The organism is Pseudomonas sp. GD04091 (genome assembly GCF_029836165.1).
Classification (GTDB): domain Bacteria; phylum Pseudomonadota; class Gammaproteobacteria; order Pseudomonadales; family Pseudomonadaceae; genus Aquipseudomonas.
Genome location: NZ_JAOEBG010000007.1, coordinates 76,421 through 90,671 on the forward strand (window position 1 = coordinate 76,421; position 14,251 = coordinate 90,671).

The 14,251-nt window shown below is 65.0% G+C and carries 14 protein-coding genes; 7 read left to right on the forward strand and 7 right to left on the reverse strand.

The window, feature by feature from the left end:
* The first annotated feature begins 89 nt into the window (after positions 1-89).
* The 5 genes from N7422_RS11325 to N7422_RS11345 all read left to right on the forward strand — a co-directional run bounded on the left by N7422_RS11325 (position 90) and on the right by N7422_RS11345 (position 4,303).
* On the forward strand, positions 90-1,250 hold the full coding sequence (locus N7422_RS11325; protein WP_279806615.1) for a D-alanyl-D-alanine carboxypeptidase: 1,161 nt from the start codon (positions 90-92) through the stop codon (positions 1,248-1,250).
* A gap of 73 nt (positions 1,251-1,323) precedes the next feature.
* Entirely contained in the window at positions 1,324-1,599 is a 276-nt protein-coding gene (locus tag N7422_RS11330; protein ID WP_279806616.1) for a DUF493 domain-containing protein, read from the forward strand.
* Positions 1,599-2,246 (forward strand): lipoyl(octanoyl) transferase LipB, encoded by a 648-nt coding sequence (gene lipB / locus N7422_RS11335; protein ID WP_279806617.1) that lies wholly within the window; start codon positions 1,599-1,601, stop codon positions 2,244-2,246. Before N7422_RS11330 ends, lipB begins: the two co-directional genes overlap by 1 nt.
* A 2-nt stretch (positions 2,247-2,248) precedes the next feature.
* The gene (lipA, locus tag N7422_RS11340; RefSeq protein ID WP_279806618.1) at positions 2,249-3,265 is read left to right on the forward strand and encodes a lipoyl synthase; all 1,017 of its coding nucleotides are present in this window, start codon (positions 2,249-2,251) and stop codon (positions 3,263-3,265) included.
* Between the two features lie 99 nt (positions 3,266-3,364).
* On the forward strand, positions 3,365-4,303 hold the full coding sequence (locus N7422_RS11345; RefSeq protein WP_279806619.1) for an LD-carboxypeptidase: 939 nt from the start codon (positions 3,365-3,367) through the stop codon (positions 4,301-4,303).
* A 102-nt stretch (positions 4,304-4,405) separates the two neighbouring features.
* Here the strand turns inward: N7422_RS11345 and N7422_RS11350 are convergent, their stop codons facing one another.
* The 5 genes from N7422_RS11350 to leuS all read right to left on the reverse strand — a co-directional run bounded on the left by N7422_RS11350 (position 4,406) and on the right by leuS (position 10,375).
* Positions 4,406-5,719 carry a lytic murein transglycosylase gene (locus N7422_RS11350; protein WP_279806620.1) on the reverse strand — a complete coding sequence of 438 codons (1,314 nt, stop codon included), beginning with the start codon at positions 5,717-5,719 and terminating at the stop codon, positions 4,406-4,408.
* A 61-nt stretch (positions 5,720-5,780) separates the two neighbouring features.
* Positions 5,781-5,945 carry an alternative ribosome rescue factor ArfA gene (arfA, locus tag N7422_RS11355; RefSeq protein WP_028690395.1) on the reverse strand — a complete coding sequence of 55 codons (165 nt, stop codon included), beginning with the start codon at positions 5,943-5,945 and terminating at the stop codon, positions 5,781-5,783.
* 88 nt (positions 5,946-6,033) lie between these two features.
* The gene (holA, locus tag N7422_RS11360; RefSeq protein WP_279806621.1) at positions 6,034-7,071 is read right to left on the reverse strand and encodes a DNA polymerase III subunit delta; all 1,038 of its coding nucleotides are present in this window, start codon (positions 7,069-7,071) and stop codon (positions 6,034-6,036) included.
* A 37-nt stretch (positions 7,072-7,108) separates the two neighbouring features.
* Entirely contained in the window at positions 7,109-7,714 is a 606-nt protein-coding gene (gene lptE, locus N7422_RS11365) for an LPS assembly lipoprotein LptE (protein WP_279806622.1), read from the reverse strand.
* 54 nt (positions 7,715-7,768) lie between these two features.
* Positions 7,769-10,375: a leucine--tRNA ligase gene (gene leuS / locus N7422_RS11370; RefSeq protein WP_279806623.1), complete on the reverse strand. Its 2,607-nt coding sequence runs from the start codon at positions 10,373-10,375 to the stop codon at positions 7,769-7,771.
* A 238-nt stretch (positions 10,376-10,613) separates the two neighbouring features.
* Here leuS and N7422_RS11375 point away from each other — a divergent pair, with 238 nt between their 5' ends.
* Complete coding sequence (locus N7422_RS11375) at positions 10,614-10,928, forward strand: hypothetical protein (protein WP_279806624.1); 315 nt, start codon at positions 10,614-10,616, stop codon at positions 10,926-10,928.
* A 129-nt stretch (positions 10,929-11,057) separates the two neighbouring features.
* Positions 11,058-11,819 (forward strand): YdcF family protein, encoded by a 762-nt coding sequence (locus N7422_RS11380; RefSeq protein ID WP_279806625.1) that lies wholly within the window; start codon positions 11,058-11,060, stop codon positions 11,817-11,819.
* 66 nt (positions 11,820-11,885) lie between these two features.
* On the opposite strand, the gene lnt is transcribed toward N7422_RS11380, so the two are convergent.
* Together lnt and N7422_RS11390 are read right to left on the reverse strand one after the other, a co-directional pair.
* Entirely contained in the window at positions 11,886-13,403 is a 1,518-nt protein-coding gene (gene lnt, locus N7422_RS11385; protein ID WP_279806626.1) for an apolipoprotein N-acyltransferase, read from the reverse strand.
* A gap of 8 nt (positions 13,404-13,411) precedes the next feature.
* Positions 13,412-14,251, reverse strand: coding sequence for an HlyC/CorC family transporter (locus N7422_RS11390; RefSeq protein WP_279806627.1), 840 nt, complete (start codon positions 14,249-14,251; stop codon positions 13,412-13,414).

The window sequence follows — 14,251 nt, forward strand, 5'->3', positions numbered from 1 at the left end:
GCCACGGGCCATAGAACTAGACTGACGGGGCGCTGGGCAAACGAACTTGCCCACGGAACATCAGACCATTAGCGATTTACGAGAGACGGATGAATATCACCAACCTTGCCAAACGACTTTGCCTGCCCGTTCTGCTGATGCTCACGCCCGCTGCCTTCGCGGCGGAGCAGATGACGCCGGCACCACCACAACTGGCCGCCAAGTCCTACGTACTCATGGACGCGTCCAGCGGCAACGTGCTGGTCGAGAACAACGGTGACGAGCGCCTGCCGCCGGCCAGCCTGACCAAGCTGATGACCGCCTACATCGCCACCCTGGACATCCGCCGTGGCCAGATTGGCGAGAACGACCCGGTCACCGTCAGCGAGAACGCCTGGCGCACCGGTGGTTCGCGCATGTTCATCAAGGTCGGCAGCCAGGTGACCGTCAGCGACCTGCTGCACGGCATCATCATCCAGTCGGGCAACGACGCCTCGGTCGCCCTGTCCGAGCACATCGCCGGCAGCGAAGACGCCTTCGCCGACATGATGAACAAGACGGCCACCGACCTGGGCATGTCCAACAGCCACTTCATGAACCCGACCGGCCTGCCGAACCCGGAGCACTACTCCTCGGCCCACGACATGGCCATCCTGGCGCGCGCGATCATCAACGAAGATCCGGCGCACTACGCCATCTATTCGCAGAAAGAGTTCTTCTGGAACAACATCAAGCAGCCCAACCGCAACCTGCTGCTGTGGCGTGACAAGACCGTCGACGGCCTGAAGACCGGCCACACCGACGAAGCCGGCTACTGCATGGTCGCCTCGGCCGTGCGTGACGGCCAGCGCCTGATCGCCGTGGTGTTCGGCACCAACAGCGAGCAGTCCCGCGCCGCCGAGACCCAGAAGCTGCTGACCTACGGTTTCCGCTTCTTCGAAACCCAGACCTTCTACCAGAAAGGTACCGAGCTGACCCAGGCCCAGGTATGGAAAGGCGCGACCAACCAGGTGAAAGCCGGCCTGGCCAACGACCTGACCATGACCATGCCTAAAGGCCAATTGAAGCGCCTCCAGGCTTCGATGACCATGAACCCGCAACTGACCGCTCCGATCGCCAAAGGTGACGTGATCGGCAAAGTGGAAGTCAAACTGGACGAGAAAGTGGTTCACAGCGCCGACCTCATCGCCCTCGATGGCGTGGAGGAAGCTGGTTTCTTCGGCCGTATGTGGGATAGCATCCGCCTGTTCTTCTACGGTTTGTTCAACTGATACGTGACCTGCACGCCCCCGTGAACCAGGCGGGGGCGATGTTGCTGCCACGGCTTACGAGGCCGTTTCCGCCATGAGCGAAGAAGACGTCAAGTCGCACAAGATCGAGTTCCCCTGCGCCGATTACCCGATCAAGGTGATCGGCGATACCGTGGTCGGTTTCAAGGACACGGTGATCGAGATCCTCAGCAAGCACGCCAAGGTCGACCTGTCGACGCTGGCCGAGCGCCAGAGCAAGGAAGGCAAGTACACCACGGTGCAACTGCATATCGTTGCCGAGAGCGAGAACCAGCTGCACGACATCAACAGCGCCCTGCGTGCCACCGGCATCGTGAAAATGGTGCTGTGATGCCCGCTTGTCTCGGCTTTCGCGATCTTGGCCTGCAGCCCTATGAACCGGTGCTGGAGGCCATGCGTCGCTTTACCGAGCAACGCGGTGCGGACAGCCTGGACGAAGTCTGGCTGGTCGAGCATCCGCCGGTATTCACCCAGGGCCAGGCCGGCAAGGCCGAGCACCTGCTGATCCCGGGAGAGATCCCGGTGGTGCAGACCGACCGTGGCGGCCAGGTCACCTACCACGGCCCCGGCCAGTTGGTGGCCTACCTGCTGCTGGATGTGCGCCGCCTGAGCATCGGTGTGCGCGAACTGGTCAGCCGTATCGAGCGCACGCTCATCGACCTGCTCGCCAGCTACGGCGTGCAGGCCAACGCCAAGCCCGACGCGCCGGGCGTCTACGTCGACGGCGCGAAGATCGCATCCCTTGGCCTTCGAATCCGCAATGGTCGTTCTTTTCACGGCCTTGCTCTGAACGTGGACATGGACCTTGCGCCATTCCGCCGAATCAACCCCTGTGGGTATGCGGGGCTGGCCATGACCCAGCTGCGCGACCTGGCAGGCCCGATCGAACTCGACGAGGTCAGGACAAGGCTGCGCGGACAGCTGGTCAGGCACCTCGACTATGCTGAGCAGACGACCCTGACGGGCGGAATCGACTGATTATGACAACTGTGCAAGAAGCCGTGCCGAACCTGATCCCCACGCAAGACGTGACCCCGCGCCCCGCGCCGAAGAAAGTCGAAGCCGGCGTGAAGCTGCGTGGCGCCGAGAAGGTGGCGCGTATCCCGGTGAAGATCATCCCCACCGAAGAACTGCCGAAAAAACCCGACTGGATTCGCGTGCGCATCCCGGTCTCGCCGGAAGTCGACCGTATCAAGCAGCTGCTGCGCAAGCACAAGCTGCACAGCGTGTGCGAAGAGGCCTCCTGCCCGAACCTGGGCGAGTGCTTCTCCGGCGGTACCGCGACGTTCATGATCATGGGCGACATCTGCACCCGTCGCTGCCCGTTCTGCGATGTCGGCCATGGCCGGCCGAAGCCGCTGGATGTCGACGAGCCGAAGAACCTGGCCATCGCTATCGCCGACCTGCGCCTGAAGTACGTGGTGATCACCTCGGTGGACCGCGACGACCTGCGTGACGGTGGTGCCCAGCACTTCGCCGACTGCATCCGCGAGATCCGAGCCCTGTCGCCGGGCGTGCAGCTGGAGACCTTGGTGCCGGACTACCGCGGCCGTATGGACGTGGCGCTGGAAATCACCGCGCAGACCCCGCCGGACGTGTTCAACCACAACCTCGAGACCGTGCCGCGCCTGTACAAGGCCGCGCGTCCGGGCTCGGACTACGACTGGTCGCTGGACCTGCTGCAGAAGTTCAAGCAGATGGTCCCGCACGTGCCGACCAAGTCCGGCCTGATGCTGGGCCTGGGCGAGACCGACGACGAGGTCATCGAGGTGATGCACCGCATGCGCGAGCACGACATCGACATGCTCACCCTCGGCCAGTACCTGCAGCCGTCGCGCAACCACCTGCCGGTACAGCGCTTCGTGCACCCGGACACCTTCGCCTGGTTCGCCGAGGAAGGTTACAAGATGGGCTTCAAGAACGTCGCCTCCGGCCCGCTGGTGCGTTCCTCGTACCACGCCGACCAGCAGGCTCACGAAGCCAAGATCAAGCTCTGAAGCGGGCTTGAGCGGGACATGCCGATGCGCGCCGGAAGGCGGCATCGGCATTTTTTTTGAGCTACAAGTCTCAAGCGACAAGCTGCAAGGAGTGGCGCGATGAATTGCCTGGAAACTGCTGAATACCTGTTGCCCAAGGCGCTGCCTGACAACGCCCGTTTCGCCATCATCGCCCCGGCCGGGCCGGCGCGGCTGGATACCGACAAGGCCCGCCAGTGGTTCGAAAGTCGTGGCCAGCAGTGCCGCATCTACCCAGGGGCGTTGCAGGCGGACGGTTACCTTGCCGGCGGCGACGAGCAGCGCCTTCGGGACTTGCACGATGCGTTCAGCGCCCCGGACATCGATGCCATCCTGTGTATGCGTGGCGGTTACGGCAGCATGCGCCTGCTGGACCGTATCGACTTCGAACTGATCCGTCGCCATCCCAAGCCGCTGGTGGGTTACAGCGACATCACCGCGCTGCATTCGGCAATCAACCGGCATGCCGGGTTGCTGGCATTCCATGGCGCAATGCTCAATGCCGACCTGCTGGGGGGCAAGCTCGAGCCCACCGTCAGCTCGCTGTTCGGGCAACTGCGCGGGCGGCTGGGCGCGGGCGATGCGATCGACCATCCTGCGCAGTCTCCGCTCACCAGCGTGGTGACCGGGGTGGCCAGTGGGCGTCTGGTCGGTGGCAACCTGTCGCTGCTCGGCACCACGTTGGGGACGCTGGCGGAAGTCGACACCCAGGACAGCATCCTGTTCATCGAGGACGTCAACGAGCCGCTCTATCGTGTCGACCGGCTACTGACCCAGCTGCGTCTGGCCGGCAAGCTGGAAGGGGTGCGAGGGGTGCTGGTGGGGGACTTTGCCGGGATCACGGTGGCGGCGATGACTCCGCTGCTGCTGGATATCTTCGGGCCGCTCGGGGTGCCGGTACTGGCTGGGTGGCGCAGTGGGCACTGTGATCCGAACGTGTGCCTGCCGTTGGGGGCCATGGTGATTCTGGACAGCGAGAAGCAGTGCCTGGTGTTGGCGCAGGACCTGTTCAAGTCCTGATTGCAGCCTTTGGTGGGTGAACCCGTTCCCACAGGTTTCCTTGCGCTGAGTCTGTGGGAGCGGGTTTACCCGCGATGGGCCGCGCAGCGGCCCCGATGCTGCTTAGCGGCGCAGGCTGTCGAGCAGCTTGTGCGTAGGGTACCCATCTGCCGGCCAGCCCTGCGCCTGCTGCGCATTGCGGATGGCCTTGCGGGTATTGGCGCCGATGATGCCGTCAGGATTGCCCGCCTCATGGCCATTGGCATTGAGCAGCGTCTGCAGCTCGATGCGCTCGGTGCGGCTCAGCGGCAGGTCGTCCTTGGGCCAGCTGCCGGCGATGAAGCCCCAGTTGGAGAAGCGATCGCCCAGCAGGCTTACCGCCAGCGCATAGGACGACGAGTTGTTGTACTTGAGGATCGCGCGGAAGTTGTCCAATACCAGGAACGCCGGGCCGCGCGCGCCAGCCGGCAGCAACAGGGCGGCCGACAGCTGGTTGGCGCCCGCGGGCACCTGGGTGCCGGAAGGCAGTTTCACGCCCAGTTGCAACCACTCGCTGACGCTCTTGCGCTGGCTGCCATCGGCCAGCCAGTAATCGAAGCCGGCGGGCACCTGCACCTCGAAGCCCCATGGCTGGCCACGCTTCCAGCCGGAGGCCTGGAGGTAGTGCGCGGTGGACGCCAGAGCGTCTGCGGTGCTGTTCCAGATATCGCGACGGCCGTCGCCATCGAAATCCACCGCGTGGGTGAGGTAGGTGGTCGGGATGAACTGGGTTTGGCCCATGGCCCCGGCCCAGGAGCCGCGCATGGCGTCAGGCTGGATATCGCCGTTCTGCAGGATCTGCAGGGCCGCGATCAGTTGGTCCTGGGCGAACTGCGGGCGGCGGCCCTCGTAGGCCAGAGTGGCCAGCGAGCGAATCACCGACTTGTTGCCCTGGAACTGGCCGAAGTTGCTCTCCATGCCCCAGACCGAAACCAGGACCTGGCGGTCGACACCGTAGCGCTGCTCGATGCGGGTCAGCAGCTCGGCGTTCTGTTCCAGCAGTTTCTTGCCATTGCGCACGCGCAGCGGCGACAGCGCACCGTCCAGGTATTCCCAGACCGGGCGGCTGAATTCAGGTTGGCTGCGATCGGCCTTGATCACGTCCATGTCCGGGATGACGCCGAGGAAGGCGCGGTCGAACAGGTTGGCGCCGATACCGGCTTGCAGGGCTTGCTGACGGAAGCCTGCCTGCCATTGGGCGAACGTCTGCAGGGGTTGGATTTCGTTGCCGACCCCGGCAGAGGTGCCGGGCAGTGTGACCACGGGAGCGGGCTGGGCGGGTGCCAGCGGCAGGGCATCGGCGGCGGTGGGTTTCTCGGCGCAGGCGACGAGCAGGATAAAGCTGGTGGCCGCGATCAACTGGCGGGGCTGCCAGCGCAGAGTGAGACGAGAGGGCATGCACGAATCCAGAATTGCAGGTCAGGTGCCGACCATACCATGACTGGGCTCTTCATGCCTTTCATGCGGCCATAAAGCAGGAAGCCTCCCAATCTCTCGATTGGAAGGCTTCGCGGCGGTAGCTGCCTTTGCCCTTTTCCGGTCGTTCCTGGCGGCAGCGGAACAGGGGTTGGGCGACGATCGACTTGGCCTTGTTCGGGCCGTGCTTTTTCGGCTTTTTGCTCATGGCGGGTTCCCGATGGGGTGGGTTTCGGGGCGCACTGTAGGCCTGTGGCCGGGGCAGGGCCAATTGATTGTGTATATGGTTCGCGGGCTTATTCGGCAGGCAGCGCCAGCCGCTGTCCGGCCATCAGCAGCGACAGGCGGGCCAGGCTGGTCCAGGGTGAGCCTTCGGCCTGGCCCTTGATCTGTGCATCGATACGCTGGGCATCCTGCAGCAACGCCGCCCAACGCTGCGCCGAGAGGCGCTGCAAGGCCTTGCTGACCAATGGGCGGCGCTTGTCCCATACCGGCGGCCGTGCCTGGCTGAAGGCCTTGTCCAGTGGCACGCCCTGGCTGAATTGCTGGGCAAGCCCCGCCAGCAGGCGCAGCTCGCGGGCCAGCGCCCAGAGAATCACTGGCGGCTCTACGCCTTCGCCGCGCAGCCCTTCGAGCATGCGCAGCGCATGCGCCGCCTCGCCGTTGAGGATGGCATCGACCAGCCCGAACACATCGAAGCGCGCACTGTCGGCAACAGCCGCCTGAACGGTGTCGACCGTAATCTGGTTGCCATCGGCCAGCAGCTTGAGCTTTTCGATCTCCTGGGCGGCGGCCAGCAGGTTGCCCTCCACCCGCGCGGCGATCAGATCCACGGCATCACGCTGCGCCGACAGGCCGGCTTGCGAGAGACGCTGGTTGATCCACTGCGGCAGTTGCTGGGCGTCCACGGGCCAGATCTGGATGAACTGGCAGTGCGCGCCCTCGATCAGGGCCTTGCCCCATTTGGTTTTCTGCGCACTGCCGTCGAGCTTGGGCAGGCTGATCAGCAACAGCGTGTCTTCGGCGGGGTTGGCACAGTACTCGATGAGCGCCGCGGCACCTTTGTCACCGGGCTTGCCGGAGGGCAGGCGCAGTTCCAGCAAGCGGCGCTGGGCGAACAGGGACAGGCTGGCGCCGGCCAGCAGCAGGTTGCCCCAGTCGAAATTGGCGTCGGCACTGAACACCTGGCGTTCGTCATGGCCTTGTTGGCGCGCCGCGCCCCGAATGGCGTCGGCGGCCTCCTGACACAGCAACGGGTCGTCGCCGCTGACGATATAGACGGGCGCAAGCCGGCCCTGCAGGTGTTTGTTGAGTTGGGCGGGGGAAAGCTTCATGGCAAGACACGGGGCACCTCAGGTGCCCCGTTCAGGCTCAGGGAACCGGGATTTCCATCGGCGACTGCTGAGGTGTCTCGTCGCGGATGCGTTGGGCTTCCTGAAGGGCGCGGGCCTCGGCTTCTGCACGCTCGTCGGCCTTGCGCTGCAAGTCGTCGAGGCGGGCCGGCGTCAGTTGCTGCAGGCGGGCCACCATGCCCTGGACCAGATCGCGGCGCATTTCTTCACGGACCTGATTTGCTTCCTGGCCGGAGCCGGTGATGTTGTTGCCGTTGTAGACGTAGTACTTCTGCACTTGCAGCTTGTCTTCAGCCAGCACGCTGTCGTTCCGGCCTTGGATCGTGTAGTTCAGCACTGTGGTCAACTCGTACTCCGCCGAGCGGTTACCGCCTGCGTAGGTCGCGGCGCGCTGGGTTTCCTGCTCGTTGGTCAGCACCAACTTGTAGGGGGCGCCCGAGTAGACTTTGACGCCGCTGCTTTCCAGGGTGCGGCGCAGCTGCATGACGGTTGCGCCGTACTGGTTGCGGGCGCCGAGATCCAGCTCCTTGATGCTCAGCTCGTTGGTGCCGGTGCCGCGCAGCTGGAAACCGCAGGCGCTGAGCATGACGGCCAGGCCCATTACCAGCAGATTGCGTTTGATCATGTTGTAGCTCCCTCGTGGACCGATTACGCCCGCCTGCGAAGGCGGGCGTTGCCATCAGTTGGCGACGATGTTGACCAGCTTGCCCGGTACGACGATGACCTTGCGGATGGTCAGGCCATCGGTGAAACGCAGGACATTTTCGTTGTTGCGGGCGGCCGCTTCGATTTCCTCGCGGCTGGCGGCGGCAGGCATTTCCACCTGGCCACGCAGCTTGCCGTTGACCTGCACCACCAGGGTGACGGTGTCCTGCACCAGGGCGCTTTCGTCGACGCTCGGCCAGGCCGCGTCGATCGCCGCCTGGTCGTGACCCAGCGCCTTCCACAGTTCGTGGGAGATGTGCGGGGTGATCGGCGCCAGCAGCAGGGTGACGGCCTCGAGGCCTTCCTGCAGCAGGGCGCGGTCCTGAGCGGTGGCCTGTGGCGCTTTTTCCAGCACGTTCATCACGGTCATCACCTGGGCGATGGCGGTGTTGAACTTGTGGAACTGGCCCACGTCGGTGCTGGCCTGCTTGATCGCGGCGTGAATGGCGCGGCGGATGACCTTCTGCTCGTCGTTCAGCGCGGCGATGTCCAGCTGACCCGGCAGGCCCTGGGCCACATGGGCCTGGGCCAGGCGCCAGACGCGGCGCAGGAAGCGGCTGGCACCCTCGACGCCGGAATCGGACCATTCCAGGCTCATGTCGGGCGGCGAGGCGAACATCATGAACAGGCGGCAGGTGTCGGCGCCGTACTGTTCGATCATCGACTGCGGGTCGACGCCGTTGTTCTTCGACTTCGACATCTTCTCGGTACCGCCGATTTCCACCGGCAGGCCGTCGGTCTTCAGGCGCGCGCCGATGATCTTGGCCTTGGCGTCACGCTCGACTTCGACGTCGGCCGGGTTGAACCAGTCCTTGCCGCCGTTGCTGGCGACGCGGTAGTAGGTTTCGGCGACGACCATGCCCTGGGTGAGCAGGTTCTTGAACGGCTCGTTGGAGGTCACCAGGCCTTCGTCACGCATCAGCTTGTGGAAGAAGCGCGCGTACAGCAGGTGCAGGATGGCGTGTTCGATGCCGCCGATGTACTGGTCAACCGGCAGCCAGTGGTTGGCGGCTTTCGGGTCGACCAGGCCCTTGTCGTAGTTCGGCGAGGCGTAGCGGGCGAAGTACCAGGACGACTCGACGAAGGTGTCCATGGTGTCGGTTTCGCGCTTGGCCGCGGCGCCGCATTTCGGGCAGCTGCATTCGTAGAATTCGGGCATGCGGGCCAGTGGCGAGCCGGCGCCGTCCGGTACCACGTTCTCTGGCAGGGTGACCGGCAGCTGGTCTTCCGGCACCGGCACGTCGCCGCAGGATGGGCAGTGGATGATCGGGATCGGGCAGCCCCAGTAGCGCTGGCGGCTGATGCCCCAGTCGCGCAGGCGGAACTGGGTGCGCGACTTGCCGAGGTCCTTGCGGATCAGTGCGGCTTCGATGGCGTCGAAGGCACCCGGGAAGTCCAGGCCGTCGAACTCGCCGGAGTTGATCAGCTGGCCGTGCTCGCCATAGGCGGCCTGCCATTCGCTGCCGACTTCATCGCCTGCGCTGGTACGCACCACGGCCTTGACCGGCAGGTCGTACTTGTGGGCGAACTCGAAGTCGCGCTCGTCGTGGGCAGGTACCGCCATCACGGCGCCATCGCCGTAGTGCATCAGCACGTAGTTGGCGACCCATACCGGCAGCTTCTCGCCGGTCAGTGGGTGCTCGACGAACAGGGAAGTGGGCATGCCCTTCTTCTCCTGGGTCGCCATGTCGGCCTCGGCGACGCTGCCGCTCTTGCATTCGTCGATGAACGCCTGCAGCGCCGGGTTGCCCTGCGCGGCCTGGGTGGCCAGCGGGTGCTCGGCGGCGACGGCGACGTAGGTGGCGCCCATCAGCGTGTCGGGACGGGTGGTGAAGACCTTGAGGGTGCCTTCATGGCCGATGCTGGCCTGGTCGTAGGGGAACTGTACTTCCATGCCGCGGGACTTGCCGATCCAGTTGCGCTGCATGGTCTTGACCTGCTCAGGCCAGCCCGGCAGCTCGTCGAGGCTTTCCAGCAGCTCGTCGGCGTAGTCGGTGATGCGGAAGTAGTACATCGGGATTTCGCGCTTCTCGATCAGCGCGCCCGAGCGCCAGCCGCGGCCGTCGATGACCTGCTCGTTGGCCAGTACGGTCTGGTCGGCCGGGTCCCAGTTCACGGTGCCGTTCTTGCGGTAGATCACGCCTTTTTCGAACAGGCGGGTGAACAGCCACTGTTCCCAGCGGTAGTAGTCCGGCTTGCAGGTGGTGACTTCACGGGACCAGTCGATGGCCAGGCCCAGGCTCTTGAGCTGGGTCTTCATGTAGTCGATGTTTTCGTAGGTCCACTTGGCCGGGGCGACGTTGTTCTTCATCGCGGCGTTTTCCGCCGGCATGCCGAAGGCGTCCCAGCCCATTGGCTGCAGGACGTTCTTGCCCAGCATGCGCTGGTAGCGGGCAATCACGTCGCCGATGGTGTAGTTGCGCACGTGGCCCATGTGTAGCTTGCCGCTCGGGTACGGGAACATCGACAGGCAGTAGTAGGTGTCTTTGCCTGGCTGTTCGGTAACAGCGAACGACTGTTGCTCGTCCCAGCTCTGCTGGGCGGCGGCTTCGATATCACGGGGCGTGTATTGTTCGTGCATGGCTACTTTTTACTGAGAGAGAAAGGACCCTGTTTCCAGGCAGCGGAACCTCGCTGCGTCCGGCACTCCGGTGTCGTTAGAGTGAACGCCGTAGCATACATGAGCGCCGCGCATCGTGGGAAACCCAGATTGCATCGGCTGTCGGGCGGGCCGTTGGTCGCGGCGACCGGCCGCTTTTGCGAGTGACGCTAAGCTCATTTGTGGGGGGAGATATTCTTACCTTCAATGAGGTGAACGGATGGGAGAGTCGCAGCTAACCGCAAACAAACCGGAGCTTTACGAACGCCTGATCGACCGCCTGGGCCTGGCACTGGAAGTGGCCAGGACTTCGGTCAGATTGCGCGATGAAATGCCCGCCGAACTGGAGTTGCGCGGCCTCAGCCACGCCGAGTTCGAAGTGATCAAGGCCTATCTGGAATCCCTTCCGGACGGTCGTTTTGCCTGTGCCGGTGCCTACCCGCGAGCGGAGCCTTCCTCGGCCAGGATCGTCTGGCTCAAGGATCGCAAGCGCGCAAGCGCCCCCGCAAGCTCCAGGACGCTGCCGTCCCGATAGCCGTTCAGGGCTGTTGCAGGCGCGATTCGATGCGCCGGGTCTTCACGTTGCACGTTTCGATCGGCGCCGGTTGCCCTTGAGGCCCGGTGCCGATCCTCTTAGGCTGCACGCCTTCCATGGAGGTGCGTGATGCCGATTCGCTATTTCATCAAACAATGGCTGATGCCGCCGGGCGTTCTGTTGCTGTTGCTGCTGGCTGCCTGGTGGTGGCGTCGGCGCCGGCCACGCCTGGCCGCCGGCTGTTTTGCCCTGGGCCTGGGCGGCCTGTACCTGATGAGCCTGCCCGCAGTGGTCGAACAGCTGGCGCGCACGCTGGAGACCGAGCCGGCACTGGCCGCCGACGACTGGGCCGGCTTGGCGCAGCGCGCGGATGCGATCGTGGTGCTGGGCGCGGGACGCGAGCGCGGCGACCCCGCCTGGGGCGGGGCAGACCAGCCGAGCCCGGTCGCGCTCGAGCGCATGCGCTACGCCGCACAACTGGCCAAGGCCTCGGGACTGCCGCTGCTGACCAGCGGCGGCCTGCACTATGGGACGCCACCCAGCGAGGCGCAGTTGATGGCCGACCGCCTGCAGGCCGACTTCGCAGTGAAGGTCAGCTGGAAGGAAGACGCCAGCCGCACGACCTGGGAAAACGCCGAATTCAGTGCCAGGTTGTTGCAGTCTCAGGGGATCAGGCGGGTGGTGGTGGTGACCCAGGCCTGGCATATGCAGCGTTCACGCTGGAGCTTCGAGCGGGCCGGGCTCGAGGTGGTGCCGGCGCCCGTGGGCTTCCTGGGGCGTGATCATGCGCGACCATTCGCCGGATTGCTGCCGGAGAGCCGGGCGGTCTGGCAGAACGGGCAGTTGCTGAACGAGGCGGTAGGGTTGCTGGGGTATCGGTTGTTCTATTGAGTGCAGGTCATATCGCGGGGCAAGCCCGCTCCCATATGGGAGCGGGCTTGCCCCGCGATTCCTTGGTCAGACCGTCTTGGCGATGCGTCCGGCCAGTAGCGCCCAGCCCAGCAGCAGCGCGCAGACGATCGCCAGGGGCCACGAGCGCCATTGCAGGTAAGGCGTCAATTGCTGCATCGGCACCACCTCGCCATACAGTACCGCCCGCTGGAACTGCGGGATCTGCGTGGTAATCCGGCCGAACGGATCGATCAGCGCGGTCACCCCGTTGTTGGTGGCGCGGATCATCCAGCGGCCGGCTTCCAGCGCGCGCATCTGGGCCATCTGCAGGTGCTGCAGCGGGCCGATCGAGGTGCCGAACCAGGTGTCGTTGCTGATGGTCAGCAACAGGTCGCTGCGGGCGGCCAGGCTGGCGGCGAATTCGGGGTAGACCACTTCGTAGCAGATGTACGGCGCCACCTGGTAACCCTTGGCCTGCAGCAGCGGCTGGTCCTCGGGGCCGCGGGCGAAGTCCGACATCGGCAGGTTGAAGAACTCGATCAGGCCACGCAGCATGTCCTGCAGCGGCACGTATTCGCCGAACGGCACCAGCTTTTGCTTGAGGTAGGTGCCGTCGCCTTCACCGGCCACGGTGACGCCGTTGTAGTAGCGGCGCTGCTGGTGAACCACCTGCCGCACCGGCACGCCAGTGATCAGCGCTGAATGCCGCTCGGCGGCGAAGGTGCCCATCATGTCGATGTAGCCCTGGGCCTGGTCCTGCAGCACCGGCACGGCGGTTTCCGGCCAGACCAGCAGGTCGACGGGCTTCGAGCTGAAGCTCATGTCGCGGTACAGCGCCAGCTGTGCGTTGACGTGCGCCGGGTCCCACTTCAGGTCCTGTTCGACGTTGCCCTGCAGGGCCGCGACCTTGAGCGGGTCGCCCGCGGGTCTGGTCCAGGCATGGTCCTTGAGGGCCATGCCGACGATCCACGGCGCGATCAGCAACAGCACGCCAGTGGCGAGGAACGCCGGGCGCTCGCGCAGGCGGTAAAGGTTGCACAGCACGGCGGCGGTCAGTGCCAGGGCGAAGGAGATCAGCCACACGCCGCCCAGCGGAGCGAGACCGGCGAGCGGCCCGTCGAGCTGGCTGTAGCCGGAATAGAGCCAGGGGAAGCCGGTGAGGAACCAGCCGCGGAAGGCCTCCTGCAGCAGCCACAGGGCGGCGAAGCACAGGGCGTCGGCCAATGGCGCCTCGTTGCGGCGCAACCAGCGTGCCCAGAGCCAGGCGGGCAGGGCGAAGAAGAAGGCCAGGCAGGCGAAGAACGCCACCAGCAACAGCACCGCCAGCAGCGGCGAGGCGCCGCCGTAGGTGTTCATGCTGACGTAGATCCACCAGGTGCCGGCGCCATACAGGCCGAAGCCGAAACACCAGCCACGGCCCATGGCTTGGCGCGGACTCAGCTCGCGCAAGCCGGCGTAGAACACCATCAGCGCCAGCAGCGCGATCGGCCAGATATCGAAGGGCGCCAGGGCCAGGAGGGTGGAGGCGCCGGCCGCCATGGCCAGCAGGTTACCGGGCCAGCCGGGGCGGGTGATCCAGCGCATGTTCTTCCTTAACGGTTGATCGGGGTCAGGCGCAGCAAGTGAATACGACGGCTGTCGGCATTGAGGATGCGGAAGCGGTAGCCGCCGATCTCGGTGGTCTCGTTGCGCTTGGGCAGGTGACCGAACGCACTCATCACCAGGCCGCCGACGGTGTCGAACTCGTCATCGGAGAACTCGCTGTCGAAGAACTCGTTGAAGTTCTCGATCGGGGTCAGCGCCTTGACCAGGAAGTCGCCGCTGGGCAGCGGCTTGATGTAGCTGTCTTCCTCGACATCGTGCTCGTCCTCGATGTCGCCGACGATCTGCTCGAGCACGTCCTCGATGGTCACCAGGCCGGCCACGCCGCCGTACTCGTCGATGACGATGGCCATGTGGTTGTGGTTGGCGCGGAACTCGCGCAGCAGCACGTTCAGGCGCTTGGATTCGGGCACGAAGGTGGCCGGACGCAGCAGGTCCTTGATGTTGAAGTTGTCGCCGTTCTCTTTGAGGATCAGCGGCAGCAGGTCCTTGGCAAGCAGGATGCCGAGCACATCGTCATGGCTTTCGCCGATCACCGGGTAGCGCGAGTGCGCGGCGTCGATCACCGCCGGCAGGAACTCGCGGGGCGACTGGCTGGCCTTGATGCTGATCATCTGCGAGCGCGGCACCATGATGTCGCGCACCTGCAGGTCGGCGACCTGGATGGCGCCTTCGACGATGGTCAGCGCTTCGCTGTCGAGCAGCTTGTTCTGATGGGCTTCGCGCAGCAGCTCGAGGAGCTCCTGACGGTTTTTCGGCTCATGGGCAAAAGCCTGGGTCAGCTTACCCAGCCAGGACTTTTGCCCGTTGCTCGATCGATCTTCGCTCAT

Bases quoted from the DNA above. Each gene is read 5' to 3' on its own strand.
- N7422_RS11325 (WP_279806615.1), top strand. From the start codon at position 90: ATGAATATCACCAACCTTGCCAAACGACTTTGCCTGCCCGTTCTGCTG.
- N7422_RS11330 (WP_279806616.1), top strand. From the start codon at position 1,324: ATGAGCGAAGAAGACGTCAAGTCGCACAAGATCGAGTTCCCCTGCGCC.
- lipB (WP_279806617.1), top strand. From the start codon at position 1,599: ATGCCCGCTTGTCTCGGCTTTCGCGATCTTGGCCTGCAGCCCTATGAA.
- lipA (WP_279806618.1), top strand. From the start codon at position 2,249: ATGACAACTGTGCAAGAAGCCGTGCCGAACCTGATCCCCACGCAAGAC.
- N7422_RS11345 (WP_279806619.1), top strand. From the start codon at position 3,365: ATGAATTGCCTGGAAACTGCTGAATACCTGTTGCCCAAGGCGCTGCCT.
- N7422_RS11350 (WP_279806620.1), bottom strand. From the start codon at position 5,719: ATGCCCTCTCGTCTCACTCTGCGCTGGCAGCCCCGCCAGTTGATCGCG.
- arfA (WP_028690395.1), bottom strand. From the start codon at position 5,945: ATGAGCAAAAAGCCGAAAAAGCACGGCCCGAACAAGGCCAAGTCGATC.
- holA (WP_279806621.1), bottom strand. From the start codon at position 7,071: ATGAAGCTTTCCCCCGCCCAACTCAACAAACACCTGCAGGGCCGGCTT.
- lptE (WP_279806622.1), bottom strand. From the start codon at position 7,714: ATGATCAAACGCAATCTGCTGGTAATGGGCCTGGCCGTCATGCTCAGC.
- leuS (WP_279806623.1), bottom strand. From the start codon at position 10,375: ATGCACGAACAATACACGCCCCGTGATATCGAAGCCGCCGCCCAGCAG.
- N7422_RS11375 (WP_279806624.1), top strand. From the start codon at position 10,614: ATGGGAGAGTCGCAGCTAACCGCAAACAAACCGGAGCTTTACGAACGC.
- N7422_RS11380 (WP_279806625.1), top strand. From the start codon at position 11,058: ATGCCGATTCGCTATTTCATCAAACAATGGCTGATGCCGCCGGGCGTT.
- lnt (WP_279806626.1), bottom strand. From the start codon at position 13,403: ATGCGCTGGATCACCCGCCCCGGCTGGCCCGGTAACCTGCTGGCCATG.
- N7422_RS11390 (WP_279806627.1), bottom strand. From the start codon at position 14,251: ATGAGCGAAGATCGATCGAGCAACGGGCAAAAGTCCTGGCTGGGTAAG.